The organism is Xanthomonas sp. NCPPB 2586 (assembly GCF_041475775.2).
Taxonomy (GTDB): Bacteria; Pseudomonadota; Gammaproteobacteria; order Xanthomonadales; family Xanthomonadaceae; genus Xanthomonas; species Xanthomonas campestris.
Genome location: NZ_CM192981.1, coordinates 460,303 through 486,313 on the forward strand (window position 1 = coordinate 460,303; position 26,011 = coordinate 486,313).

14 protein-coding genes and 1 other RNA gene are annotated in these 26,011 nt (G+C 67.0%); 10 read left to right on the top strand and 5 right to left on the bottom strand.

From position 1 onward, the window contains the following. Positions 1 to 53: 53 nt before the first annotated feature. Both ACCQ09_RS02020 and ACCQ09_RS02025 read right to left on the bottom strand, forming a co-directional pair. Positions 54 to 1,156, bottom strand: a protein-coding gene (locus ACCQ09_RS02020) for an IS3-like element IS1404 family transposase (protein ID WP_108133936.1) whose coding sequence is annotated in 2 segments (ribosomal slippage) — positions 54 to 898 and positions 898 to 1,156 — 1,104 coding nt in all. Because the reading frame shifts where the segments join, the coding sequence is not laid out codon by codon here. A 457-nt stretch (positions 1,157 to 1,613) separates the two neighbouring features. Beyond that, entirely contained in the window at positions 1,614 to 1,955 is a 342-nt protein-coding gene (locus ACCQ09_RS02025) for an HPF/RaiA family ribosome-associated protein (RefSeq protein ID WP_040940458.1), read from the bottom strand. A gap of 593 nt (positions 1,956 to 2,548) precedes the next feature. Here ACCQ09_RS02025 and ACCQ09_RS02030 point away from each other — a divergent pair. Beyond that, the gene (locus ACCQ09_RS02030; RefSeq protein ID WP_040940459.1) at positions 2,549 to 4,972 is read left to right on the top strand and encodes a DUF3772 domain-containing protein; all 2,424 of its coding nucleotides are present in this window, start codon (positions 2,549 to 2,551) and stop codon (positions 4,970 to 4,972) included. 1,037 nt (positions 4,973 to 6,009) lie between these two features. Here ACCQ09_RS02030 and ACCQ09_RS02035 read toward each other — a convergent pair. Together ACCQ09_RS02035 and ACCQ09_RS02040 are read right to left on the bottom strand one after the other, a co-directional pair. After that, positions 6,010 to 8,118, bottom strand: a complete 2,109-nt coding sequence (locus ACCQ09_RS02035) for a phosphoglycerol transferase I (protein WP_014509270.1) — start codon at positions 8,116 to 8,118, stop codon at positions 6,010 to 6,012. Between the two features lie 863 nt (positions 8,119 to 8,981). Beyond that, a complete protein-coding gene (locus ACCQ09_RS02040) occupies positions 8,982 to 10,706 on the bottom strand; it encodes an ABC1 kinase family protein (RefSeq protein ID WP_114997040.1) in 1,725 nt (574 codons plus the stop codon). 241 nt (positions 10,707 to 10,947) lie between these two features. Here ACCQ09_RS02040 and ACCQ09_RS02045 point away from each other — a divergent pair, with 241 nt between their 5' ends. The 3 genes from ACCQ09_RS02045 to ACCQ09_RS02055 all read left to right on the top strand — a co-directional run bounded on the left by ACCQ09_RS02045 (position 10,948) and on the right by ACCQ09_RS02055 (position 13,590). Further along, positions 10,948 to 11,889 (top strand): DUF808 domain-containing protein, encoded by a 942-nt coding sequence (locus tag ACCQ09_RS02045; protein WP_014509267.1) that lies wholly within the window; start codon positions 10,948 to 10,950, stop codon positions 11,887 to 11,889. Between the two features lie 189 nt (positions 11,890 to 12,078). Beyond that, positions 12,079 to 13,455, top strand: coding sequence for a glycoside hydrolase family 10-like protein (locus ACCQ09_RS02050; RefSeq protein WP_228428443.1), 1,377 nt, complete (start codon positions 12,079 to 12,081; stop codon positions 13,453 to 13,455). A gap of 60 nt (positions 13,456 to 13,515) precedes the next feature. Continuing rightward, a non-coding RNA gene (locus ACCQ09_RS02055) (sX9 sRNA) lies at positions 13,516 to 13,590 on the top strand. A gap of 3 nt (positions 13,591 to 13,593) precedes the next feature. Here ACCQ09_RS02055 and ACCQ09_RS02060 read toward each other — a convergent pair. Further along, on the bottom strand, positions 13,594 to 15,216 hold the full coding sequence (locus ACCQ09_RS02060) for a GGDEF domain-containing protein (protein ID WP_228428442.1): 1,623 nt from the start codon (positions 15,214 to 15,216) through the stop codon (positions 13,594 to 13,596). Positions 15,217 to 15,700: 484 nt separating this feature from the next. On the opposite strand from ACCQ09_RS02060, the gene glgA reads away from it, so the two are divergent. The 6 genes from glgA to ACCQ09_RS02090 are packed head-to-tail and all read left to right on the top strand — an operon-like array spanning position 15,701 to position 26,005. Continuing rightward, the gene (gene glgA, locus ACCQ09_RS02065) at positions 15,701 to 17,287 is read left to right on the top strand and encodes a glycogen synthase GlgA (protein ID WP_012437158.1); all 1,587 of its coding nucleotides are present in this window, start codon (positions 15,701 to 15,703) and stop codon (positions 17,285 to 17,287) included. Positions 17,288 to 17,328: 41 nt separating this feature from the next. Then, positions 17,329 to 19,518, top strand: coding sequence for a 1,4-alpha-glucan branching enzyme (locus ACCQ09_RS02070; protein WP_237384612.1), 2,190 nt, complete (start codon positions 17,329 to 17,331; stop codon positions 19,516 to 19,518). 1 nt (position 19,519) lies between these two features. Next, positions 19,520 to 21,277, top strand: coding sequence for a malto-oligosyltrehalose trehalohydrolase (treZ, locus tag ACCQ09_RS02075; protein WP_040940464.1), 1,758 nt, complete (start codon positions 19,520 to 19,522; stop codon positions 21,275 to 21,277). Beyond that, a complete protein-coding gene (locus ACCQ09_RS02080; protein ID WP_040940465.1) occupies positions 21,274 to 23,205 on the top strand; it encodes a 4-alpha-glucanotransferase in 1,932 nt (643 codons plus the stop codon). Before treZ ends, ACCQ09_RS02080 begins: the two co-directional genes overlap by 4 nt. After that, positions 23,202 to 25,820, top strand: a complete 2,619-nt coding sequence (gene treY / locus ACCQ09_RS02085; RefSeq protein WP_228428441.1) for a malto-oligosyltrehalose synthase — start codon at positions 23,202 to 23,204, stop codon at positions 25,818 to 25,820. Before ACCQ09_RS02080 ends, treY begins: the two co-directional genes overlap by 4 nt. Next, a complete protein-coding gene (locus ACCQ09_RS02090) occupies positions 25,817 to 26,005 on the top strand; it encodes a DUF2934 domain-containing protein (protein WP_011035666.1) in 189 nt (62 codons plus the stop codon). The genes treY and ACCQ09_RS02090 overlap by 4 nt, the downstream gene beginning before the upstream one ends. Positions 26,006 to 26,011: the final 6 nt, after the last annotated feature.

Here is a 26,011-nt window from a genome sequence, read left to right on the forward strand (position 1 = left end):
TAAGGGCGGCACCGTGGGCGACGACGTCCCCCCGCCCTGAGTAGCGGCCTGGTTTAGAGTCCGGGGTTGATGATATCGGTGTTTGCCAGATGTTGGGCATACGCAGCCGGCGTCATGCCGCCGATTGCTTTCTTGGGTCGGTCCTCGTTGTATTCGCGTCGCCAGCGTTCGATTTCGGTGTGCGCGTGCAGTAACGTCGGGAACCAATGCTCGTTGAGGCATTCGTCGCGCAGTCGGCCGTTGAAGGATTCGACGTAGGCGTTCTGGTTCGGTTTGCCTGGCTGGATGAGCCGTAGTTGCACATTACGGGCATGCGACCAGGCGACCATCGCCTTACCGCAAAACTCCTTGCCGTTGTCAGTGCGGATCACCTTCGGCAAACCGCGACTGTGCGCCAGTCGGTCCAGCACGCGCGCAACGCCGTGGCCCGAGATCGCGCGCTCCACCTCGATGGCGACCGCTTCGTGGGTTGCATCGTCCACGATCACCAGACACTTGATCACCCGGCCTTCGGCGGTGCGGTCGAACACGAAGTCCATCGACCACACCTGGTTGGCCTGCGATGGCCGCAGCAGCGGTTGACGCTCGCCTATTGGGACCTTCTTGCGCTTGCGGCGGCGCACTTGCAGCTGCTGCTCGCGGTACAACCGCTCCACACGCTTGTAGTTCACGATGCGCCCTTCTTGCCGCAATTTGAGATAGATCATCCCCACGCCATAGCGGCGATGGCGATGCGCCAACGCACAGATGCGTTCGCGCAGTTCGCCATTGCGATCTTCGCGCGGGCAATAGCGCAGTGCACTGGCGCTCATACCGATCACTGCCAACGCACGACGCTCGCTGGCACCACGCCCGATCCATTCGCGCACCAGCGTACGACGCGCCGGTGCGCTTACCACTTTTTTCGCAGTGCATCCTTGATCAGGTCGTTCTCGAACAGCTGCTCGGCCAGCAACTTCTTCAGCCGCGCGTTCTCGGACTCGAGGTCCTTGAGCCGCTTGGCATCGGGCACGCTCATCCCACCGAACTTGCTGCGCCACAGATAGTACGAGGCCTCGCTGAAGCCATGCCGCCGGCACAGGTCCTTGATGGCGACGCCGCTTTCGGCTTCGCGCAGAAAGCCGATGACCTGCTCGTCAGTAAAACGTTTCTTCACGTCCAATCTCCTCGGGGTAGGGAATTGGACTCCAAACTGAGGCGCTACTCAAAATTGGGGGGACGTCGGACGCAGCCGACGCGGAGCATCAGTCATTAGGGCTTCTGTCCATCCCTACCGCATCGGTGGCGCTGGCCTGCATTCCATATCAGTGGTCTTCGTCTGTTCATCTATGACTCATCTGTCCACTGCTGTCCATCCGCACCCAATCGAGCCCCAAAACGTTGGGGGCATCCATGGGGGAATCGGTCCGCTATTAACTTGATTAAATCCATTTTAAACAAACGATTACGCGGAATGTCCGAATCCCTCCGGGCGCACCAGACATGAGTCGGCCCGTTTGTGATGGCACTGCCATTGCAAACGGGCCGATCGCGTTTTCAGGGATGAGTGGCCACGCGATGTGCGGGGCCAGGGGCTGCCACAGGGCGGGCGCGCCCGCCCCGCAGTGCAGACCTTACAAGGGGTCTGGCGCCGGGGCGGTCGCCTTGGCCTGCTGCTTGCCGCGGGCACTTTCGATGGCGCTGCGCAGTTTGCGGGCCGCACCGGTGACCGCAGACGCGGTGGTTTCGGCGCTGTTGCTGGCGGCTATGGGCGGCAGGCCGGCGACATGCGCCTCGATACTGCAGGTCCGATCCGCCGCACCGCCACGCTGACCGTTCTCGTCGCGCAAATGCACTTCCACGCGGGTGATGTCGTGGGCAAAGTGCGCCAACTGCGCGGCACAGGTCTTCTCGACGTGCTGCACAACGGAGGGGTCATGCGGCACGTGGTTGTCGGTCTGGATCTGGATCTGCATAGGAGTCTCCTTCGCGGTCATCCGCTGCGTCTGCCGCAGCGGTGATTCGATTCTGCGACAGCCAACTGTTGGCACGAGGTGACAGCCCGGCACCGACGTTCATGCGCTGGTTGGCTGGCGTCGCAGAGCCATGTGGTGGGGGACTGGATGCCCAGGCACGCCAGGGCGTGCTGACTGGCGAGGACGCCTGTTGTCGGGCGACTGCGGCTGTCCCTAGCTGCTTGCCATTGCGCGCACTCCGCATTCGCCTACGTGAGCCTGTCTGGCTTCGATCACATGCTCAACTCGAACGTGGACTGTCTTCGGCTCACGTGGCTCATCGCCCTGGACACGGTCTCGACATGCACACCGCTCGCTGGGCTTCCCGACCCGGTCGGTTCGCCGGCCAATGGGCCCACTACGTGCACTGCGGGTTCCAATTGTCTCCGCTGGTGGGCGCACTCATCGCTGAATCGGCGCGGCCGGGGTGAGCCGGATTGCCGGAACCGCTCCGGGCGGTGGCTTAAGATTGCGGGCTCTGCGCATCGTCCGCGCCTGCCCGATACCTGCCCGTGTCTGAATTTCGAGTGGTTCCAACTGCCCATCGCGGCGTCGTGCGGCGCCTGCTGTTGCTGGTGGCGCTGTGGATGGTTTGCGTGGGTGCTGCGGTGGCGCAGGATGAGGACACGCTGCAGGAAAATGCGCAGGCCCAACTCGACAGCATGCAGAAGGTTCTCAAGCAGGCCGAAGCGGGGCTGGACAAGTCCGATAAGGATCAGCTCGGCAAGCTGACCGATGAGGTCACCGGCGCGCAGCGGCAGGCGCAGGATCTGGTGCGCACGTTGGATCCGCCGCTGAAGGAACTCAACGTGCGGCTGGAGGCGCTTGGCGTCAAGCAAGCAGGCGAGCCAAAAGACCTGACCAAGCAACGTGACTCGCTGGCCAAAGAACGCGATGGGCTGGATGCCGAATCCAAGCGCGCCATGCTGTTGGTCTCCGATGCCAAGGACCTGGCCGATCGGCTCGAGCGCGAACGCGTGCAACGCTTCAGCGTGCAGCTCTCGACGCGCGTGGCCTCGCCGTTGTCGCCGGCATTCTGGAACCAGATTGCGCAGCAGTGGCCTGACGATCGCGCGCGCCTGCAGGCGTTGTCGGCCAGGACGGTGCAGATGGTGCAGGCCGGAACCGCCGCCAATGGCGTCGGCGGGTTGATCACCGGTGTGCTGATCGCGCTGTTGCTGGCCCTGCCGCTGCGCATCTTCCTGCGCCATCTGGGCCGGCGGTATGCCGCCTCGCGCGCGCCGGGCGGGCGCTTGCGACGCTCGGGGCTGGCATTGTGGTTTCTGCTGATCGGCACGCTGACGCTTGGAGTCGCGGCGTTTGTCCTGGTCGAAAGTATCCGCTCGCTCGGCCAGGTGGCGGAGGATCTGGACCAGCTGCTGACCGGGTTTGTCGCGGTCAGTCTGGTGGCCGCCTTCGTGGGCTCGCTCAGTGCCAGTCTGCTGATGAAGCATCAACCCAGCTGGCGGTTGTTCCCGCTGGATGACGCCACCGTCGATCGGCTGCGCGTGCATTGCCTGGCCACCGCAGCGGTGATCTGGTGCAGCGGCATGGCGTCCAAGATCAACGAGGCGGCGGGCAGCAGCCCGGCGTTGAATACAGCCACCGATGCGGTGGCGGCACTGCTGTATGCCGGATTGATTCTGTCGGCGCTGGCGGGCCTGAGCTTGTCGTTGCGCGCGCACGCGGCCAATGCCGGTGTGGTCGATCCCGACAGCGACGCGCCGCCACCGGTGGTCTCGCGCGGCGGCGGCTTCATCGTGCTGATCCGCCTGCTCGGGCATCTGGCGGTGATCTTTGCGCTGATCGCCGCCTTGTTCGGCTATCTCAATCTGGCGTTGTTCGTGGAGCGGCAGATCATCTGGATCACCCTGGTCTGCAGCCTGCTCGGCTTGCTGGTGGTGTTCGCCGACGATCTGATGACCTGGCTGTTCAAGCCCGATGGCCGTTTCAGCCGTGCGCTCGCGCATGCGCTCAGCATCGGCAGCGGACGCCTGGTGCAGCTTGGATTGCTGATCTCGGCGGCGGCCCGCGTGGTGCTGGTGCTGTTGGGCATCGCGTTGCTGCTGACGCCGTATGGCGCCAATCTCAGCGTGGTGGCCGACTGGGCGGAGAACATCACCCACGGCATCAACATCGGCAAAGAGCTGGTGATCACCCCCGGCGATGTGTTCCGTGCGCTGTGCGTGTTCCTGCTGGGCATGGGGGTGGTGCATGTGGTGCAGCAGTGGTTGCTCAACACCTATCTGCCCAAGACCGAACTCGATGCCGGCGCACGTAACTCCATCAGCACGGTGGCACGCTATCTGGGCTGGCTGATCGTGGTGGTGTGGGGCCTGACTGCGCTGGGCCTGGACCTGAAACGGTTGGCGCTGGTGCTGAGCGCGTTGTCGGTGGGTATCGGGTTTGGCTTGCAGGCGATCACGCAGAACTTTGTGTCGGGCCTGATCCTGCTGGCCGAGCGGCCGGTGAAGATTGGCGATTGGGTGCGCATTGGCGACCAGGAAGGCGACGTGCGCAAGATCAGCGTGCGCGCCACCGAGATCCAGGTCGGCGACCGCTCCACGCTGATCGTGCCCAACTCGGAATTGATCACCAAGAGCGTGCGCAACATGACCTTGTCCAATCCGTTGGGGCGGGTGCAATTGCAGTTTTCGGTGCCGCTGGAAACCGATGTGGCCAAGGTGCGCGACATGCTGCTGGAGTTGTTTGCCGAGCACACCAAGGTGCTGGCCGAGCCGGCGCCGGTGGTGTTCATCGACTCGCTGGCCGGCGGCCACGTCAACTTCAATTCGTTTGCCTATGTGCGCAGCCCGCGCGATTCGTACGGCGTGCGTAGCGAACTGTTCTTTGCGTTGCTGCAACGCATGGACACTGCCGGCATCGCGCTGCAATCGCCACAGGAAATCCGCTTCAGCCGCGCGGGTGCGGCGGTGGCGCGCGATGCGGGCGATGCCACGCCTGCTTCGGAAGGCTGAGCTTGCGCGGGCGTGTAGTGCGCTGGTAATGCGTCAGCGCGGTGGATGGCGCGGGGATGCACCGGCTGCGGCGCGTCATTTGCATGTTCCAGGCCGGGTGGGCGGCAGGCGCGGCGCCTCTGCGCTTACGAGGCATCTGACGTGACGACGAGCGCCCGCGCGTCGTCACCTATCCGGTCACGCCGCGTGTCGCTCACCGTCTCTTCGTTCCGTCGACGAGCCGGAATACCGAATCGCCGCTGGCTTCACACATAGGACGACCGGGATTTGAATCGTCGCGCGTCCGGGCGCGGTCGACTGCCTGGATCAACCGTCTGATCTGCTGAGTGCGCGGTGCCCTCAGCGCTTCCGGGACACGCGTGAATCCGTCCATGGAGGCTCCTGAGCGGCATCCATGCCACCAAGGGGCGCGCAAACGGTGAGGACACCGCGCCGGAGAGTTGGTCGGTGGTCACCTGAAAAGCGGCGGTCGCAACATGCATCCGAAGTTGAGCCGGCTAACCACTATCGAACAGAGTGCATCAAACACTGCTTGTGCCATGCATACCGATCATCCCCACTGGTCCTTGACCGCCCACCGGCACGGGACCTTATGCGGCATGGATGCCGCATAAGAGCCTCCATGGACGGATTCACGGCGTGTCCCGCGCCGGTGGGCGGGCGAGGGCCCTGCAGCCAGGGCGCAGAACACATGCTTGGCTTTGGTGTCCGCTCCGGCTCCGGCGTTGCCTCTTCCACACCGCCTTTTTCAAACCAGGACGACTGCCTTTAGCTGCTGGCGTTCAATGCGCAGTGAAACCGACAGCATCGCCAACCCCGATGCCGCACACGCCAACGCCAGCTTGGTCGAGCGCGCAACGGGCTTGCCACTTCAAGGGCTTGTCGCGAATGCATCCATGGAAACCGAGGTGCCGGCGCCGGTGTCGCCTCAATGCCCCGCACGCCGTGAGGACACCACCTCGGAAGCTGCAGATCCATGTGCCACATGCCGCAGCAAACAACAGCAACGCCCGCCTGCTAGCGGTGCAGAGACCCGATCAGGAGCGATCCGCAACCGCGGTGTCCTTGACCAACGCCAGGTCGTCCACGCTCACCTCTTCGGTGTAGTCCAGCCAGGCGCGGATCTCCAGATCCTCCACTGCGTGCTCCAGGCCCACCGGCATGCGGATGCGGCCGGAGGCGTCGGGCACCACCCATTGCTGGGCAAGCACCACCTTGCGTTCGGACGACACGGCTTCGACCCAGAACGCGCGGGTTGGGCGGCGCTTGGCGTACAGCTCTAGCATGTAGCGCCCGGCCTCGGTCTTGCGCGCGGCCTGGGTGAGCATGATCGGCTGACGCACGCGCGGGCGCGGCGCTTGCGGGGTGACATCCAGCGGCGCATCCACGGCGATGCCGCGGGTGAGGTCGGGGTCGCGGTACAGCTTCATGTGCTGATTGCGATCCACCACCAGCGCACACCAGTCGCCATCAGCCGAACCGTCTTCGAAGGCGGTGCAACGGTCCACATAGGCCAGCGTGCCGTCGCTGTGGGTGCGGTCGAACTGGCGCGAGGTGTTTTCCAGATACACCGTCTTGAGGTTGGTGTCGTCGTCGTATTCCAGCAGCACCGGCGGGCGCACCTGCTGCACGCCCACCACCACATCGCCATTGCCGTTGACACGCAACATGCGCGTGCTGCGCCCGGTCCACAACGTGCGTGCATAGGCCAGATAGCGCGGATAGTTTTTGCCGCTGTCACGGCTGGCGGCAACGCTGGCACTTGGCGGGGCGTCATTGGCCAGCAGCGAGCGGCCGAAGCCCAGCGTGCGCATGCCCGGTTCCAGCAATTGCAGCAGCGTGGCGCCCGAATCCAGGGTGCTGCCGGCGCGCGTGACCACCTGCTGCGGCGGAATGTCCTTGCCGAGGAACAGCAACAGGTTTTCGCGTTTTTGCTTGGCCAGCACGGCGCTGAGATCGTTGGGCATGGCCAGGTGATCGGAGGCGATCACGATGATGGTGTTGCGGCCATAGCGGCTGTTGCGGATGCGCGTGACCAGCTCACCAATCAGCCGGTCGCTGCACTTGATGGCATGCAGCAGCCCGATGTCACCCAGCGGGCTCTCATAACGCTGGTTCTTGCACGCCAGCGGCAGGTGGCCGGCGGGGTGATGGGTGTCCATGGTCAAGGTGGTGAGCATGAACGGCTGGCCGGCGCGCGAGAGCGCCTGGAAGCTCTCCCAGGCATCGTCGAGCAAGACATCGTCGTGCACGCCCCATGCGGAGAAATGCTTCGGTGCCACGCCCTTGTCGTGGAAGTAATTCACGTCGTGCACCACGTCGAAGCCGTGGCTGGCCAGAAAGCTGCCCTTGCCGGCGAAGCTGGCATCGGCGCCGCCCACGTAGTGATTGCGGTAGCCCTGGTCCTTGAGATAGTCGCCCAGGCAACGCGCCTCGGGCAGGAACAGGCCCATGCGCCCCATGCTGTTCTCATCGCCTGGGGCAGTGGTTAACGGCACGCCGCACATTGAGGCGACCATGCCGGCAATGGTCCAGCCGCTACCTTCGGTGGAGGTGAGGTTGCGCACGTCCACTGCTTCGGTGGCGAGCTGGCGCAGATTGGGCATCAAGCCGGGAAACGTCGCTTCGTCGAAGTAGGTGCGCTCCAGGCTTTCGCCATAGATCCAGACGATGTTCTTGCGCTTTTGCAGCGGCTGCTGCGGCACCTGGTATTCCGGCACCACGGTGGCGTAATCGACCGGGCGCAACTGGTAGTACAGCCGCTTGCCATCGCGATACAGCGGGCTGACCGCCACGCTGACCAACAGCATCACCACGAACGCACCGAACACCGCACCGCCGCCACGCGGGCGCCGGAAACGGCGCACCCGCAACAGCACCAGTGGGCTGAGCGAGAGCAGCACCATGCCGATAAACACGGCGATATAGCCGGAAAAATCGCTGACGCCGGCGCCGTCCATGTCCGCGCGCAGGTGGTAGAGCGTTGCGGCATTGATGCCGTCGCCACTGAGCCGATCGACCAAGCCCCACGCGCTGAGCAACAGCAACAATAACGACAGCAGCCCGGCTTTCAGCCACGCCAGACGCGGCGACGCCACCAGCAACCAGAGCAACAGCAACAACGACAGCGCCAAAATCCAATGCATGTGCAGCGTCCGTGGGGGAAAGAGGCGAGCACGCACCGCACGCTTTGCTCGCCGTGTCCTTGGGTTTCACGCGAAATGTGACACCGGGATGACGGACTATGCCGCGACAAAGCTGACTGAAATGTTTGTTGAGGGCCCTGATGTAGTGCTGCGGCCACTGTGCGCGCTGCTTTGCCAGCTGGGCTGCTTTCTCGCCGAAGCGCGTGTGGACGCAGGGGCGCCCTGCGCACGCTGCGCTATGCGGGCGTACTGGCGCGGTTCTGCCCGCTCTGACCTGCACGATTGAACGGCGCAGTGCTGGCCGTCAAAGACACACGCAGTGTGGTGCAAGACGCGTCGGGAGCGAATCGTTGTCTGGAGAACGACTGATAGCGGCGCGGCGAGGATTGCCACAGGACATCGAGCGCTAGGCAGGAAGTGCGCCTGGCCTTTGTGGCGCTGCTGCCCAGGGACATCTTCGAATTCTCGCGCAGCTGCGGCATGTGTTCGGTGCGTTGGCGAACGCAAGCTAGGTGCGTGCGGTTGAAAGCACGCGTTCATTGCGCTGTTGCGCGATAGCGAGAAATCATCGGCGGTGCCGATCAACCGATCAACCGATCAACCGATCAACCGATCAGCCGATCAGCCGATCAGCCGATCAGCCGGGCTGCCTGCGATCGGGCTGGCACCGGCGCTTTTCGCCAACCAGATGCGCCACGGCCGCTTTACGCTCTTCGATGATGTCGCAAGCCAGATCCATGCAGGCAACCACGACGCCGGCGTGCAGACACCTTTGACTTCAACGCCACTGCCACCGCCCATATGCGGCGTCGAACGCCTAACGAAGAACAGGCGCACAAGCAGCAGGCACCAACCATCCCGCGTTACCGGTGCCCACGTTCCTCACGTGCGCGCACGCGGCGGTCGAAGACCAGCGCACTGAGTACGATACCCAGGCCCAGGAACACGCCGAGCAGGAACAGCACCATCGCAATCGCCGGGTAGCCCCACAGCTTGAGACCGGTCTCGATCCGCATCATCTGCGAGGACGCCATGATCAGCGCGGCGGTGACGATGCCGGCGGCGACACGGTTGGCGATCTTCTGCAGGCTTTCCATCAGGTGCGACTCTTCCAGCCCGGTCACCCGCATCTGCATGCGGTTTTCGGCCACCAGCGAGAGGATGTCGGACATGCGGCGCGGGCCTTCGCGCAGCAGGTGCTGCAATTCCATGGCTTCGCTGGCCAGGTTGGCCGCCGACATCGACTTCTTCAGGCGCGCGCGCATCACGTGCTGCAGGTGGCGTTCGACGATGCGGCGCGTATCCAGCGCCGGCGACAGCGCGCGGCACACGCCTTCCAGGTTCAGCAAGGTCTTGCCGAGCAGGCTCAGCTCCGGCGGCGTGCGCAGGCCGGTGGCGGTGGCAATGCGCACCAGGTCCAGCACCACACGGCCTTCGGAGGTGGCGTCGTGGGCGGCGTAGCGGGCAATCATCTGCCCGGTTTCGCGCAGGTAGCGCTCCTCGTCGTAGTCCTCCAGGCGCGTGCTGAGTGCGATGGTTTCCTCGGCGACTTCTTCGCCACGGCCGTCCACGGCGGCAAACAGCAATTTGAGCAGGCGCTCGCGCAGGCGCGGTGGCACGTGCGCCACCATGCCCAGGTCGAAGATGGCCAGGCGGCCGTCGGGCATCACGCGCAGGTTGCCCGGGTGCGGGTCGGCGTGGATTTCGCCATGCACGAACATCTGGTCCAGGTAGCCCTTGACCAGGGCCGCGGCCAGCTCGTCCATCGGCTGCTCGGTGCGGCGCAGGCCGGAGATCTTGTCCACGCGCACGCCTTCGGCCAGCTGCATGGTCAGCACCTTGCGGCTGCTGAGGTCCCACACCGGTTGCGGCACCCACAGCAAGGGGAACGGCTTGAGGTGTTCGCCAAACCGCACCAGGGTCTCGGCCTCGGCCTCGTAGTTGAGTTCGGCGCGCAGGGTCTTGCCGAACTCGCCCAGCCAGTCGGCAAAGCGCACCCGCCGGCCGATGCCGGTGAGGCGGTCGGCGGCGTTGGCGAAGCTCTTGAGCACCTCCAGGTCCGAGCGCACCTGCGCGGCGACCTCGGGCTTTTGCACCTTGATCGCCACCGGCGTGCCGTCACGCAGGGCGGCGCGATGCACCTGCGCCAGCGAGGCGCAGCCCAGCGGCACCGGGTCGAAATGCGAGAACGCCTTGTTGACCGCCACGCCGAGCTCTTCTTCGATGATCTGGCGGATGCGCTCCACCGGCACCGAGCTGGTGTTCTCCTGCATGCGCTCCAGCGCGGTGGCGAACTCAGGCGGCACGATGTCCGGGCGGGTGGAGAGCATCTGGCCGAGTTTGACGAAGGTGGGGCCCAGCGCCTCCAGGTCGGCAACGAACTGGTCCGGCGTGCCTTCTGCGGGCACTTCGTATTCATTGACCGCCGCCGGGTCCAGGCTCATGCCCGCAAACACCCCCGACCCGCGGTACCGCAGCAACAGGCGCAGGATCTGCGTCCGTCGGCTCATGCCGCCGACCACGGCGTTGTCGGCCGGGTGCGTCGCCTGAGCCGGTGTGCGGTGCGGGTCGTTGGGGCTCAAGGCCATCTCCGGGTGGTGTTGAGCGCCCGAGTGTGGCCAGCGCCGGGTCGTCGCGTGGTGAATCCGCGCCCGGGCCTGCGAACGGGGTGGGCGCGCCGCTGCTGCCGGCGGCGCGCGCGGCGCAGTCTGGCCGGCTGGCGCGTGCTGCCAGTGCCCCGCGGTGTCTCGCCAGCACCCTGGTGCAGCCGTCACCCCATCGGCGCGCAGGATCGGCGAGAATTTACGCCCACCCAAGAAGGACCTCCGCATGGCCGGTGCCAGCCTGTTTACCCTGCTCGACGACATCGCCACGCTGCTGGACGACGTGTCCATCCTCACCAAGGTGGCGGCCAAGAAGACGGCCGGCGTGCTGGGCGACGATCTGGCGCTCAACGCGCAGCAGGTCACCGGCGTCACCGCCGACCGCGAGCTGCCGGTGGTGTGGGCGGTGGCCAAGGGCTCGCTGGTGAACAAGGTGATCCTGGTCCCGGCGGCGCTGGCGATCAGCGCCCTGGAGGCCTGGCTGCGCGGGCGCGGCTACAACGTGCCGCTGGTGATGCCGCTGATGATGATCGGCGGCGCGTACCTGTGTTTCGAAGGCGTGGAGAAGCTGGCGCACAAGTTCCTGCATAGCGAAGAAGAAGATGCGCAGCGGCACGCCGAGCGCACCCGGGTGCTGGCCGACGAGGCGGTGGACGTGGTGGCGCTGGAGAAGGACAAGGTCAAGGGCGCGATCCGCACCGACTTCATCCTGTCGGCCGAAATCATCGTGCTGTCGCTGGGCGTGGTGGCGGGCGTGTCGTTCGGCCAGCAGGTGGCCGTGCTGGTGGCGATTGCGCTGGCCATGACCATCGGCGTCTACGGCCTGGTGGCCGGCATCGTGAAGCTCGACGACCTGGGCCTGTATCTGAGCAAGAAAGGCGCGGCGCTGGCGGCCCTGGGCCGCGGCATCCTGGTGGCGGCCCCGTGGCTGATGAAGTTCCTGTCGGTGGCTGGCACGCTGGCGATGTTCCTGGTCGGCGGCGGCATCCTGGTGCACAACATCCCGACCCTGCACCACCTGGTGGTGGACCTGGCAAAGGCCTCCGGCAGCCTGGGCTGGCTGGTGGAGGCACTGGGCAACATGCTGGTGGGCGTGGTGGCCGGTGCGGTGGTGCTGGCGGCGGTGACCGGGTTTCAGAAGCTGCGCGGGAACAAGGCCGCGCACTGATTCTGGGCAGTCGCTTCGGCGACAAGCGAAATCGCGTACAGGCTAACGATCATGGGTTGCGCGCCTGCTGGTTGCGCTTGCTAGCCTCTGGCAACACCGCTGGTGCGGTGTGCGGCCAGGTAGTCGCCTGCGGTGGCATGCGGATGGCGTTGGCTGGCCTTGCTGGCGGACCACAGGCGAGAGCGCAACATGCACAAGATGCTGGACGAGTACGACCATGCAGGTGGATCTACGCGTGCAGCGGCGCAGTCAGACCTGCCGCAGGCGGACGATGGGGCGCCCGCAGCACTGGCGTGCGGGTCCGACGCGATCGGGCGCAGACGCTTCCTGGGGCTGGGGTCGGCAGCAATCGCAGCGAGTGTGGCGGGTGTGCCGGCACGCGCAGCGCTTCCTGCGCGCGGCCAGATGCGGGCCACCTGGGTAACGAGTGTGCTCAATCTCGACTGGCCAAGTGCGGCCTCCGCCCGTGTGGCCGATCCGATCGCGCGTGTCATGCTCCAGCAGCAGGAATTGCTGGCGATTCTCGACCAGGCCCAGGCGCTGCATCTCAACACGTTGGTCTTTCAGGTCAAGCCATGTGCCGATGCGTTGTATCGGTCGCGGATTCTGCCATGGTCGCCGGTGTTGACGGGCGTGCATGGCAAGGATCCCGGTTTCGATCCATTGGCCTTCCTGCTTCGGCACGCGCACGCACGCGGCATCCAGGTCCATGCCTGGCTCAATCCTTACCGCGTCTCGACCAACATCAGCCAGGCCACGCGCGATGCGTTGAGCGCTGCATCGCGCGATTCGCCCCCCAGCGTGTACGTGCAACATCCCGAGTGGGTAGGGGTGGCCGCCAACCGGCTGGTGCTTGATCCCGGTATTCCTGCCGTTCGCCGCTGGATCTGCGCCGTGGTCGCGGAACTGATTGTCCGTTACAACGTGGATGGTGTGCAGTTCGACGATTATTTCTATAGCGAAACCGCGCAGTCGCCGCTGGACGACGCACAGACCTATGCCCGTCATGGTGCAGGCTTCGTCGACAAGGGCGATTGGCGGCGCCACAACACCTATCGCTTGATGCGGGAAGTGGGCACGACCATTCGCACGATCCGGCCGAGTGTGGCCTTCGGTGTCAGTCCGGCAGGGGTATGGCGCAACGTGCAGGACGACCCGCAGGGATCGCAGACGCAGGCAGGCGCTCCGTCGTTCGATGTTGCCTACGCAGATACCCGGCGCTGGGTGCGTGAAGAACTGGTCGATTACATCGTGCCGCAGATCTATTGGCCGTTTGCGCGCCAGATAGTGCGCTACGACACGATCGCGCGCTGGTGGGCCGACACCGTCGGCAGCGGCCGTGTCCACCTGTACATCGGCATGGCGTTGTACAAGGTAGGGATTGCGAATGCGCTGGAGCCGGACTGGACCATTGCCGGCGGTGTCCCGGAGATCGCCCGCCAACTGGATTTGAACGCAGCCCTGCCTCAGATACGTGGATGCATGCTGTTTCGCCAAGGGTTCATTGCCCAACCCCAGGCCGGGCAGGTCGTGGACTATCTCAAGCTGCGTTGGCAGGGGAGTTAGAGCAGCTATCAAAACGACTGCGCAGCTGCCAGACGGGCGCGGCCGGTGCTCGGAATCGGCATGTACCCCCGTACACACCGGTTTCTCCGCGCCGGCCGCACCCACCTGACGGCTGCTCGCTACGTTTTGTTAGCGCTCTTAGTCGGCGCTGATCACCCGGTTCTTGCCGGCCGCCTTGGAGTCGTACATGGCGCGGTCGGCGCGGCGGATCACCTCGTCCTGGGCTTCGTCGGTGCGGCGCATTGCCACGCCGCCGCTGAAGCTGACGAACACGCGCACGTCTTCATGCAGCAGCGAGCGCTGCGCAAGCGCGCGCTGCAGGCGGATCACCGCAGCGCTGGCCTCGAAGATGGTCGAGTCCGGCAACAGCAACACGAATTCCTCGCCACCGAAGCGCGCAATCGCATCGGTGGTGCGCAGCACCGACTTGGCCACGTCCACGGTGTGGCGCAACGCGGCGTCGCCACCGGCATGCCCATGGGTCTCGTTGAGGCGGCGGAAGTCGTCCAGGTCCAGCATCGCCACGCACAGCGGTTGCCCGCTGCGCTGGGTGCGGGTGGCCTCGCGCTCGAACAGTTCTTCGAAGCCGCGCCGGTTGAGGGCGCCGGTGAGCTGGTCTTCGCGCACCAGACCGGCCACGTCCTTGAGCTCCTGCTCCAGCGAGGCGATGCGGTGCTCGGCCTCTTCCACCTGGCGGCGCGCGGACAGCAGTTCATCGCGGGCGGCCAGCGCCTGCGCCTGCACGCCGGCGGTGTCCTGCAACAGGTCCTGCAGCAAACGGTTGAGGTCGGGAATGCTGCGAGCGTCGCCGATCGCCTGCGAATAACCGGCAACGCGGTCGTGGTATTCGCCGGTGCTGGTGGCCATGCCGTCGAGCCGGTCGACGAAGGACACCATCATCTCGCGCATGGCGGTCTTGGAGTCGGCAATGCCCTGCTTGAGCAGGCCTTGCTTGTAGATCACCTCGCGCAGGGTGCCGCGCGCCTGTTCGATCGAACCCACGTCCATCGGCCCGGCGATCAACTGCCGGACCACCGAGATCTGGCCCTGCAGCCAGCTGCGATCGTCCAGGAGTTCGCCGACGTTCTCCAACAATAGGTCGAATAACCCCAGCAACAGGTTCTGTTGCTCGCTGGCATCTTCGGCGCGCAAGCCGATCTGGTGGCTGAGCTCGCGTAGCCGCTGTTCCAGGGTGATCAGTTCGTGGCCGGGTCGCCAGTGGCGCAGTGCCGAGGCCAGCGTTTGCGCTTCTTCGGCCAACTCCGGGCTGCGTTGCAGCAGTGTGGTCAGTGCATTGCCCAGCGCGTGCCGCAGCAGGTCGCGCAGCTGTTCGGCTTCGGTACGGCCTTCGGCCAGCGAATCGCCGGTGTCGATGGTGCGGATGTATTTGTCGATCAGCTGGCGCAGGGCGCGGCCGTATCCGGGCCAGTCGCCGGCGGCATACGCCGTACTCAGGCGTACGCCCATGTCGCCGAGCTCACCATGCAGGCTGGCAATGCCTTCGGCAAAGGCCAGCAGCAAGGCTTCCGGGTGCGCGGCATGCGAAAACAGGCGGATCAGCAGCGCAGTGGCAGCGGCAGGGTCATGCGCGCCCGACTTGGCCTTGGCCGGCACCAGCTGATGCGCTGCCAATCCAGCGCCGTCGCGTTCGCCCAGCACGCTGGGCATGGTGGCCGGGCGCGCGGTGCCGGCACCGCCCCATGGCAGCAGACGGCGCAGCCCGCCACGTGGGCGGTTGGGGTGTTCGGGCTGTTCTGCCATGCGCCAGGTCTCGAGGGTGAAGTACCAACGCCACGTTATCGGCGTTGGTGCAGGGCCCTTGAGCACGCGCGTGCGCGGTTTGCAGACGCGACCGCAGTAACGCCGACGGCCATCACACGCGAGGGCGGATCGTGCGCATCTGAACCAGTTACGCAGATGACGACAGCCACGGCCGCGGCTCCCGATTTCGGTGCAACGCAACCACCGCGCACCTATGTGGGGATGTCATCGCACTGCAATCTCACGCTTCTGCCGAATGCCGCAGCAGAACCACTGCAAGGGAATGTGTGCTGTCTTGGAAAAGTCAGCACGTGTTCACGCATCTTTTATTTAGACGGGGTGTAGATTCACTGACAAGGACGACGTGGAGTACGCGCGTTGGCCCCGCTCCTCTCTTCGTTGCAAGTCGTCTGGCCACGCAGGCAGGCGATGGTTTTTGCTTCTCTGTTTTTCCGTCTCCACCCACTTTACGACGGACGTTTAGATGGTTGCCATGATGCCGCTTCACGCCACTACCGCACGCCTAGAGCGCAGCACGATGATCCCGACTTCGCTCAAGAAGAGCGTGCGGCCGCGTGATGCGCGCGGCCGTTTCATCCGTCACCACGAGCGTCTGCCGGTTGCACTGGCCGATACGCGCGGTGCCTTGTTCGTGGTGTCGGAGATGGCGGACTTCATCAAGGCCGGCGGCCTGGGTGATGTGGCGGCGGCACTGCCGCGCGCATTGCGCCATCGCTACGACGTGCGCGTGTTGATCCCCGGCTACCGCGCGGTGCTGGCGCGCGCGGGCAAGGTGGAGATCGTGGGCCGTGTGCTGGCGCATGCCGCGCTGCCGGCCTGCGACATCGGCCGCATCGTGCAATCGGACGGCCTGCCGATCTACATCCTGCTGTCCAAGGAACTGTTCGAACGCGATGGCTCGCCGTATGTGAGCACCAGCGGTTCGGAGTTCGAAGACAACGCAATCCGCTTTGCCACCTTGTCGCACGCTGCCGCGCAGATCGCCGCCGGCCGTGCCGGGCTGGGCTGGCGGCCGCGCCTGCTGCACCTCAACGACTGGCCGTGTGCGCTGGCTGCCGCCTATGTGCGCTGGTCCGGCGGCACCACCCCGTGCCTGCTGACCATCCATAACCTGGCCTACCAGGGCCTGGTGCCGTATTCGATGGCCGCCGCACTGGGCATCCCGGCCGAGCGCGTCTCGGAGCTGGAGTTCTACGGGCAGATGTCGTTCCTGCGCGGCGGCATCGTGCATGCCGACCACGTCAACACGGTGAGCGTCAGCTACGCGCAGCAGATCACCGGCCCGGCGCAGGGCTGCGGGCTGGACCGCCTGCTGGCCGGCCGCGCCGCCAAGGGCGCGCTGAGCGGCATCGTCAACGGCATCGACGCCAGCTGGGACCCACGCACCGACGAATACCTGGACAGCCATTTCAGCGTGAACCACTGGCAGGGCCGCCAGGCCAACGCCGCGCAGGTGCGCAAGGCCTTCGGTCTGCGCGAGAGCACCGGCCCGCTGTTCGCGGTGGTGTCGCGCCTGGTGCACCAGAAGGGGCTGGACCTGATCTGCGAGGTCGCCCCGCAGATCGTGGCCGCCGGCGGCCAGATCGCGGTGATCGGCGGCGGTGAGCCGGAGATCGAACAACAGGTGGCCGAGCTGACCCGGCGCTATCCCGGCCAGGTCGGTGCGTTCATCGGTTTTGAGGAAGGCCTGGCGCGGCGCATGTTCGCCGGCGCCGACTTCCTGCTGATGCCCTCGCGCTTCGAGCCGTGCGGCCTGAGCCAGATGTACGCACAGCGCTTTGGCTGCCTGCCGATCGCGCATGCCACTGGCGGGCTGATCGACACCGTGGACGACGGTGTCACCGGGTTCCTGTTCCAGCAGGCCAGCGCCGAAGCGCTGCGGCGCTGCCTGGAGCGTGCCTTCCGCACCTTCCGCCTGCCCAGCCTGCTGTCGGCGATGCGCCGCGCCGCGATGCTGCGGCCCAGCGGGTGGGATGTGGCGGGCAAGAAATACATCTCGCTATACGAGCGCACCGCTGCAACCGCACCCGCTGTTGCGACGGTGTCATGAGCGAACGGTTGGGCGTGCACGGCCGGGACGCGGAGCAGGAGATGGCGGAAGGCGGCGGAGGGAGCGCCGTAGCACTGCAGGACCTGCAGGCGATCGCCGCCGGGCTCCCCGGCGACGCCTTTGCGGTGTTGGGGCCGCACGTGCAGGCCGATGGTCGCCTACGTGTGCGGGTCCTGGCGCCCGGCGCCGAGGCCTTGGGGCTGATCGATGGCTGCGGCAAATTGCTGGCCCGCATGCAGGCCAGTCCGATCGACGGTGTGTTCGAAGGCGAACTGGCGGCAGAGGCCGCGTACCGCCTGCGTATCGTCTGGCCGGACGTGGTGCAGGAGATCGAAGACCCATACGCGTTTGCGCCGCAGATCGATGAATCGGCGCTGCTGCAGATTGCTGCCGGCGACGGCCAGGCGCTGCGCGCCAACCTGGGCGCGCGGCATGTGCAGGTTGGCGAGGTGCCCACGGTGCGTTTTGCGGTGTGGGCGCCGCATGCCCAGCGCGTGGCAGTGGTGGGCGACTTCAACGGTTGGGAGCCACGCCGCCACCCGATGCGCCAGCGCAGCGGCGGCATCTGGGAGTTGGTGCTGCCACGCGTGGAGACCGGCGCGCGCTACAAGTACGCCATCACCGCCGCCGATGGCCGGGTCTTGCTCAAGGCCGACCCGGTGGCCCGCCAGAGCGAGTTGCCACCGGCCACCGCCTCGGTGGTGGCCAGTGCGGATGCGTTTGCCTGGACCGATGCCGAGTGGATGGCGCGCCGCAGCGCCACTGCCGAGCCGGCGCCGCTGTCGATCTATGAAGTGCACGCTGCCTCCTGGCGCCGCGATGGCCACGACCAGCCGCTGGACTGGGTGTCGCTGGCGGCGCAGTTGATCCCGTACGTGCAGGAGCTGGGCTTCACCCATATCGAACTGCTGCCGATCACCGAGCACCCGTTCGGCGGCTCGTGGGGCTATCAGCCGCTGGGCTTGTACGCGCCCACTGCACGGCACGGCAGCCCGGACGGGTTTGCCCAGTTCGTCGATGCGTGCCACCGCGCCGGCATCGGCGTGATCCTGGACTGGGTCAGCGCGCACTTCCCCGATGATGCGCATGGGCTGAGTCAGTTCGACGGCAGTGCCACCTACGAGCACGCCGACCCGCGCGAGGGCATGCATCGCGACTGGAATACGTTGATTTACAACTATGGCCGGCCCGAGGTCACCGCGTATCTGCTCGGCAGTGCGATGGAATGGATTGCGCATTACCACCTCGATGGCCTGCGCGTGGATGCGGTGGCCTCGATGCTCTACCGCGACTACGGCCGTGCCGAGGGCGAGTGGGTGCCCAACGCCCACGGCGGGCGCGAGAACCTGGAGGCGGTGGCGTTCCTGCGCCAGCTCACCGGCGAGATCGCCAGCCAGTTCCCCGGCGTGCTGACCATCGCCGAGGAATCCACGGCCTGGCCGGGCGTGACCGCGCCGATCAGCGAAGGCGGGCTGGGCTTTACGCACAAATGGAACATGGGCTGGATGCACGACACGCTGCACTACATGCAGCGCGACCCGGCCGCGCGCGCCCAGCATCACAGCCAGCTGACCTTCGGGCTGGTGTATGCGTTCTCCGAACGCTTCGTGCTGCCGCTGTCGCATGACGAAGTGGTGCACGGCACCGGCGGCCTGCTTGGCCAGATGCCCGGCGACGACTGGCGCCGCTTTGCCAACCTGCGCGCCTACCTGGCGTTGATGTGGGCGCACCCGGGTGACAAGTTGCTGTTCATGGGCGCCGAATTCGGCCAGTGGGCGGACTGGAATCACGACCGCTCGCTGGACTGGCACCTGCTCGATCACGCGCCGCATCGCGGCATGCAACAGCTGGTGCGCGATCTCAACCGCGCCTTGCGCCGCGTGCCGGCGTTGTACCGCGGCAACCACCGTGCCGATGGCTTCGAGTGGAGCGTGGCCGACGATGCGCGCAACAGCGTGCTGGCCTTCATTCGTCACGACCCCGACGGCGGCGCGCCGCTGCTGGCAGTGAGCAACCTCACCCCGCAGCCGCACCACGACTACCGCGTCGGCGTGCCGCGTGCCGGCGGCTGGCGCGAAATCCTCAATACCGACAGTGCCCATTACGGCGGCAGCAATCTTGGCAATGGCGGTCGTCTGCTGACCGAACCGACCGGGATGCATGGCCACGCGCAAAGCCTGCGCCTGACGCTGCCGCCGCTGGCCACGATCTACCTGCAAGCGGAGAAATGACATGATCGAGCGCAATGTGACCACGCCCGCCTGGGGTGCATGGCCGGCGGGCGACGGGCAGGTGCGCTTTGCGCTCTGGGCGCCCGATGCCCACACCGTGGAAGTGATCTTCGACAGCGGCGAGCGTGCCGCGCTGCAGCGGCAGGACGATGGGTTTTTCAGTGGTGTGGCGGCCTGCGCACTGGATGCGCGCTACCGCTACCGCGTGGATGGCCAGACGCCGGTGCCGGACCCTGCCTCGCGCTGGCAGCCCGATGGCGTGCACGGCTCCAGTGCGGTGCAGCGCGTTGACGGCTACCACTGGACGCACACGCAGTGGCAGGGCCGGCCGTGGGACGAGGCGGTGATCTACGAACTGCACGTCGGTGCCTGCGGGGGCTACGCCGGTGTGCAGGCGCAGCTGCCGCAGCTGGCGGCAATGGGCATCACAGCGATCGAGCTGATGCCGCTGAGCGCGTTTCCCGGTGCGCACAACTGGGGCTACGACGGCGTGCTGCCGTATGCGCCGGCCGAGGCCTACGGCACGCCGGACGAGCTGAAGGCATTGATCGACGCGGCACACGGCCATGGCCTGATGGTGTTGCTGGATGTGGTCTACAACCATTTCGGCCCGGACGGTAATTACCTGGGCAGTTACGCCTCGGCGTTCTTCAACGAAGACAAGCCCACGCCGTGGGGCGCAGCGATCGATTTCCGCAAGCCGCCGGTGCAGCGCTATTTCCTCGACAACGCGCTGATGTGGCTGCACGAATACGGCTTCGACGGGCTGCGCCTGGATGCGGTGCATGCGATCACGCCCAATGCGTTCCTGGATACCTTGCGCGAGACCATCGAGGCAAGCCTGCCGGCCGGGCGGCACGTGCATCTGGTGCTGGAAAACGAAGCCAACCAGGCCTCGCAACTGGACCGTGGCTACACCGCGCAATGGGACGACGATTTCCACAACGCGCTGCACGTGCTGCTGACCGGTGAGGAAGAGGGCTATTACGCCGCGTTTGCCGACCAGCCCACCCAGCATCTGGCGCGCGTGCTTGGCGAAGGCTTCGCCTATCAGGGCCAGCCCGATCCGCGCGGGCATGTGCGGGGCGAGCCGAGCGGGGCGCTGCCGCCGCACAAGTTCGTGATCTTTGCGCAGAACCACGACCAGATCGGCAACCGCGCCTGCGGTGAGCGGCTGAGCGTGCTGGTGTCGCCGCAACGGCTGCGCGCGGCGCTGGCGCTGACCGCATTGACGCCGATGATCCCGCTGTTCTTCATGGGCGAGCCGTGGGGCGCAACGCAGCCGTTCCTGTTCTTCACCGACTTCGGCCCGCCGCTCGACGATGCGGTGCGCGAAGGCCGCCGCCGCGAGTTTGCGCACTTTGCCGCATTCGCCGACCCGGCCAAGCGCGAAACCATTCCCGACCCCAACAGCCACGCCACCTTTGCCGCCTCGCGTGCGCCGATCGAAGACGCCGCGCACGGCGAGGGCGCGCAGTGGGCGGCCTGGTTCCAGGCGCTGCTGGGCGTGCGCCGGCAGTGGCTGGTGCCCGGCCTGGCGCAGGCGCGCGCGCTGCGTGCCAGCGTGCTGGCCGATGGTGCAGTCACCGCCACCTGGGAGTTGCTGGGCGGGCTGTGGCATATCGCCTTCAACGTTGGTGCCGATGCAGTGCCGTTGCCGCCGCTGCGTGGCCGCGTGGCGCATGCCGAAAACGTTGCGGCCGATGCGCAGACGCTGCCCACCGACAGCTTCATCGCCTGGTACGAGGAACACGCATGAGTACGCAGGAACTGCATGCCCTGGCCGCCGCGGCCGGGGTGATGGTGGATTGGGTGGACGCCAGCGACCAGCCGCGCCAGGTGGCGCCGGAGTCGATCCATGCCGTGCTCACCGCGCTGGAATTGCCCGCCGCCAGCGCCGCGCAGCGCGCCGACAGCCTGCAGCGCATCCGCGCCACTGCCGCCGAGCCGGCGCCGCTGGTGACGGTGAAGGTGGGCGAGCCCTTGCCGTTGCAGGTTGCGCCCAACGCACAGGGCCGCTGGCAGGCCGAAGACGGCAGCAGCGAGGCCGCGCGGGCCGATGCGCAGGGCCGGCTGCTGGCGCCGGCGCGCTTTGGCTACTGGACGCTGGAACTGGGCACCACGGCCCAGCAGGTGGCCGTGGCGCCGCAGCGCTGCTTCAGCGTGGCCGACGCCTGTGGCCAGCCGGTGCCGCGTGCGTGGGGCATGGCGCTGCAGGTGTATTCGGCCCGCAGCGCCGACGATGGCGGCATTGGCGATGCGGCCGGAGCCATGGAGTGGGTGCGGCAGGCCGCCGGCGCCAATGCCGATGCGTTGGCGCTGAGCCCGGTGCATGCCTCGCGCCCGATCACCGGCGGCTACAGCCCGTATTCGCCCAGCGACCGGCGGTTCCTGGACCCCTTGCATGCCGCACCGGTGTGCGTGCTGGGCGATGCCGTGCACACTGCGATTGCTGCCGTGCCCGGCCTGCGCGAGCGCCTGGACGGGCTGCATGGCACCGCATTGATCGACTGGCCGGCCTCGGCCGCTGCCAAGTGGGAACTGCTGCGCCAGCTGTCCACCCAGGTGACGCCGGACCACCCGGAGCTGGCGGCGTTTCGCGCCCAGGGTGGCGCGGCGCTGGAGGCGTTTGCGCACTTCGCCGCGCGCGATTTCGGCGATGGCGATGCGCACCTGCATGTGTTCACCCAATGGCTGGCCGCCCGCAGCTGGGCCGACGTGCAACGTGAAGCGCACGAGCGCGGCATGCGGATCGGCCTGATCGCCGACCTGGCGGTGGGCTTTGATCCGAACGGTGCCGAGGCCGCCGCCGCGGCCGACACCGTACTGCGCGGGCTGGTGCTGGGCGCGCCGCCGGACGCCTTCAATGCCGATGGCCAGCACTGGGGCATCGGTGCGTACTCGCCCACCGCGCTGCGCCGTAGCGGGTTTGCGCCGTATATCGCGCTGCTGCGTGCGGTGCTGCGCGACCGCGGCGGTATCCGCATCGATCACATCCTGGGCCTGCTGCGGCTGTGGGTGGTGCCCGATGGCGCCAGCTCCGGCGATGGCGCCTACCTGGCGTATCCGCTGCAGGACCTGCTCAATCTGCTCGCGCTGGAATCCTGGCGGCATCGCGCCGTCGTGATTGGCGAAGACCTGGGCGTGGTGCCGCCGGGCATCCGCGAAGAGCTCTCGCGCCGCGGCGTGATGGGCATCGACGTGCTGATGTTCACCCGCGACCAGGAGGGTGCCTTCGTGCCGCCGGCGCTGTGGCGTGCGGACGCGGTGGCCACCACCACCACTCACGATCTGCCCACCCTGACCGGCTGGCGCGCCGGCCGCGACATCGACTGGCGCCGCACGCTCGAGCTGATCCAGCCCGCGCAGGCGCAGGCCGACCACCAGACGCGCACGCGCGACGCTTCGCGCCTGGACGCGGCCGTGGCCGAGGCCGGCCTGGGCAGAGATGCGCCGTTGCTGGATGCGCTGCGCTTCACCGCCAGCAGTGTGTCGCCGCTGGCCCTGCTGCCGGTGGAAGACGCGCTGGCGCTGGACGAACAACCCAATCTGCCGGGCACCGTCGAGGTCCATCCCAATTGGCGCCGACGCCTGCCCGACCCCTTGCCCCAGGCGCAGCTGACCGCCGCGCTGCAGGGTTTTGCCGAGGCGCGCCGCGTCTCGGCCGTTTCGGAACCGCATCCATGATTCCCCTTCGCGCCACCGCCCGCCTGCAACTGCATGCCGGTTTCACCTTGCACGATGCGCTTGCGCAGGTGCCGTACTACGCCGGGCTGGGCATCAGCCATCTGTATCTGTCGCCGATCGGCACCGCGGTGCCGGGCTCCACCCACGGCTACGACAACATCGACCCCACGGTGGTCAACCCGGAGCTCGGTGGCGAAGACGCTCTGGTGGCGCTGTCACAGGCCGCACGCGCGCACGACATGGGCCTGATCGCCGACATCGTGCCCAACCACATGGCCACGCACGCGCAGAACGCGTGGTGGTGGGACGTCTTGCGCAACGGCCGCAGCGCCAAGCACGCCGACTGGTTCGACATCGATTGGCGCGCCCCGGGGCGCGACGGCAAGCTGTGGCTGGCGGTGCTCGACCGGCCCTATGCCAACGCATTGGCCGACGGCCTGATCACGCTGGTGCTGGATGACGACGGCACGCCCGCGCTGGCGCATTACGACCAGCGCTACCCGATCCGTCCGCAGACCCTCGACGTGCCGGAAGCCTCGGCGCGCGCGCAGTGGCTGCGCGACTACAACGACGGTGCCAAGCGCGGCGACGGCCGCCTGCACAAGTTGATCGAACGCCAGCCCTACCGCCTGAACTGGTGGCGCGTGGGCAACGACATGCTCAACTACCGCCGCTTCTTCGACATCACCTCGCTGGTGGCGCTGCGGGTGGAGCTGCCGGCAGTGTTCGACGCGGTGCATGCGCTGCCGCTGCGGCTGGTGGCCGAAGGCCATCTGGACGGCCTGCGCATCGACCATGTCGATGGCCTCACCGATCCCACCGGCTACGTGCGCAAGCTGCGCAGCCGCCTGGATGCGGCCGGCCGCCAGCGCGGGCTCAAGCCCGGCAGCCTGGGCCTGTACCTGGAAAAGATCCTCGCCCCCGGCGAGCACCTGCCGGCCGACTGGCCGTGCGACGGCACCACCGGTTACGACTTCATGGACCAGGTGGGCGGCGTGCTGCACGACGCGGCCGGCTTCAAGCCGCTGGCGCGCGCCTGGCAGAAGGTGAGCGGGCGCAGTGGCGACTTTGCGCAGGAAGAACGCAGCGCACGCGATGAGATGCTGCGCGGCTCGCTGCAGACCGAGTTCAATCGCGCGGTGGGTGCGTTGTCGGCCCTGGCGCGGCTGGATCCGCCCACCCGTGAGTTCAGCCCGCAGATGCTGGCACGTGGGCTGTGCGTGTTGCTGCGCTGGTTCCCGGTGTACCGCACCTATGCCGGCGCCAAGGGCCTGAGCGGTGCCGATGCGCAGCGCCTGCGCAGCACTGCCGCGCGCGCGCGCCAGGGCATGCCCGAGGCGATCGTCGCGGCGGTGGATGCCATCGAGCGCTGGCTGCTCGACGACAACGGCGCCGACCGCGCGCAGATTGCGCTGCGCCGCATCCTGCGCCGCCGGGTGGAGCAGTTGTCGGCCCCGCTCAATGCCAAGGCCGTGGAAGACACCGCGTTCTACCGCCACGGCGTGTTGTTGTCGCGCAACGAGGTCGGCAGCCATCCGACCCATTTTGCCAACGACATTGCGCAGTTCCATGCGCAGAACCAGGAACGCGCCAAGCACTACCCGCGCGCGCTGCTGGCCACCGCCACGCATGACCACAAGCGTGGCGAAGACTTGCGCATGCGCATGGCGGTGTTGTCCGAACAACCGCGCTGGTGGGTGGAGCAGAGCACGCAGTTCGATGCGCTGACCGAATCGCTGGAGGCACCGGCCCTGGCCGGCGGCGACCAGCAGATGCTGTGGCAGACCCTGGTGGCCGCCTGGCCGATCGGGCTGGGCGCCGACCAGACCGAGCCGCTGGCCGCGTTTGCCGAGCGCGTGGCGCAGTGGCTGCTCAAGGCCGTGCGCGAAGCCAAGCTGCACACCAGCTGGACCGATGGCTCGCCCGATTACGAACAGGCCGTGCAGGCCACCGTGGAGCAGGTGCTGTGCAGCCGCGCCGGCCTGCCGCTGCGCCGCGCGCTGTTGCGCGCCAGCAACCACATCGCCGCTGCCGGTGCGCGCAATGCGTTGGCGCAGACCACGCTGCGCCTCACCGTGCCCGGCGTGCCCGATCTGTACCAGGGCACCGAAGGCTGGGATCTGTCGCTGGTGGACCCGGACAACCGCCGCCCGGTGGACTACGCCCAGCGCCAGCAATGGCTGACGCTGCGCCGCGACTGGCATGCGCTGCTGCGCAGCTGGCGCGATGGCGCGGTCAAGGCGCGCCTCACCGCGGTGCTGCTGCAACTGCGCGCCGCGCATCCGGCGCTGTTCGCGCAAGGCGACTACCAGCCCTTGAACGTAGCCACCGGCACGCAGGCGCAAGTGATCGCCTTCCGCCGCCAGCATCGTGGCCAAGCGTTGATCGTGGCCGTCACCCGGCTGGGTGCCGGTGAGCAGGCATCTGGCGAGCTGCCGCTGCTGGTGCCGCCGGCGGAATGGGGCAACGCGGCGCTGGCCGTGCCGGATGGGGCGTATCGCAATGTGCTCGATGGCAGCACACTGCAGCCCCAGCGCGGGCGTCTTGCGCTGTCCACGCTATTTGCACGCTCCCCGGTGGCAGTGTTGCTGACCCCCTCAGAGGAAACACGATGAACGACACGCAGCGCCAGGCACGCCTCCGTCAGCTGGCACAGGAAATATGGGAGGCCGAAGGCCGCCCGGACGGGCATGCCGACCGCCACTGGGCCATGGCCGAGCGCCTGGTGGAGGCAGAAATTCGCGCCGCCGAGCAGGGCGCCGCTGCGCCCGCCGGCCCGCGTATCGTTGCATCGTCGTAATCGCGT